Annotated in this window: 1 protein-coding gene; it reads right to left on the bottom strand. The window is 66.3% G+C overall.

Annotated elements, in window-relative coordinates; all coding sequences use genetic code 11:
* Nucleotides 1-43: 43 nt before the first annotated feature.
* Nucleotides 44-1,129, bottom strand: coding sequence for a D-alanine--D-alanine ligase (gene ddlA, locus O0J73_RS22370; RefSeq protein ID WP_308309679.1), 1,086 nt, complete (start codon nucleotides 1,127-1,129; stop codon nucleotides 44-46).
* Nucleotides 1,130-1,269 lie beyond the last annotated feature (140 nt).

Genomic DNA, 1,269 nt, shown 5'->3' with positions numbered 1-1,269 from the left:
AGCCATGCTCGACCGCTTTTCATGAGTCGAGCATGGCTCGACGCTACAGAAGCCGCCTGTCTCCCTCATGGCGCTCCAGCGCCAGTTCAATCAGCCGCGTGATCAGGCTGGTGTAGTCCACGCCGCTGGCACCCCACAACTTCGGGTACATGCTGATGCGGGTGAAGCCCGGCAGCGTGTTGACCTCGTTGATGACGATCTCGCCGTCTGCGGTGAGGAACACATCCACGCGCGCCATGCCGGCACACTCCAGCGCCTGATAGGCCTGCAGCGCGATCTTCTGGATGCGCGCCTGGGTGGCAGCGTCGATGTCCGCCGGTACCACCACGTCGGCACCGCCTTCGTTGATGTACTTGGTGTCGTACGCATAGAACTCGTCGTGCACCACCACCTCGCCGCACACGCTGGCCTGTGGCTGTCCGTTGCCCAGCACCGCGCACTCGATCTCGCGGCCGACCACCGCCGACTCCACCAGCACCTTGTGGTCGTAGCGCAACGCCAGCGCCAGTGCCTCGGCAAAGCCGGCCGCGTCCTTGACCTTGCTTACACCCACCGATGAACCCTGGTTGGCCGGCTTGACGAACAGTGGCAGGCCGAGCTGCGCGATCACCGCCTCGACATCGACGGCCGCCGCCTGATGGCGACGGATGCACAGCCACGGCGCTACCTGCAGCCCGGCATCACGCAGCAGGCGCTTGGTCACATCCTTGTCCATCGCCACCGCCGAGCCCAGCACCGGCGAACCCACGAAGGGCAGGTTGGCCATGCGCAGCAGGCCCTGCAGCGCACCGTCCTCGCCCAGCGGCCCGTGCACGATCGGCAGCACCACATCGATCTGGCCCAGCACGCTGGCCGCATCGGAGGGCTGCAGCTGCGCCTGCTCCGTGCCGGGAAGGACCGCCAGCGACTGCCCGGAGCGATGCAGCGCGATGCGCGACGGATCATCGGCATTGAGCAGGAAGGTGTCCGGCTGGCTCAGATGCCACTGGCCCTGCTTGTCGATGCCGACCAGCACCGGCTCGAAGCGCTCGCGGTCGAGGGCATCGAGGATGTTCTTCGCCGACTGCAGCGAAACTTCGTGCTCGGAGGACTTGCCCCCGAAGATGATGCCGACCCGGGTCCTTGCCATGGTGTTGCGATGTCCTGTGCGTTGCGTGGCCGTACAGCATGAACCTTCCGCTGCCACCCAGGTGAGGCACAGATGAACCCCCGGTTCTGGTAGCTGCCAACCTCGGTTGGCACGCGGGGGTGTCCGCGGCATGGATGCCG

Origin of the sequence: Stenotrophomonas sp. Sm6012 (assembly GCF_030985895.1) — a bacterium.
Taxonomy (GTDB): Bacteria; Pseudomonadota; Gammaproteobacteria; order Xanthomonadales; family Xanthomonadaceae; genus Stenotrophomonas; species Stenotrophomonas forensis.
Note: the sequence above shows the minus strand (reverse complement) of the source record. Positions and strands in the feature narration are given on the sequence as shown.

Bases quoted from the DNA above. Each gene is read 5' to 3' on its own strand.
- ddlA (WP_308309679.1), bottom strand. From the start codon at position 1,129: ATGGCAAGGACCCGGGTCGGCATCATCTTCGGGGGCAAGTCCTCCGAG.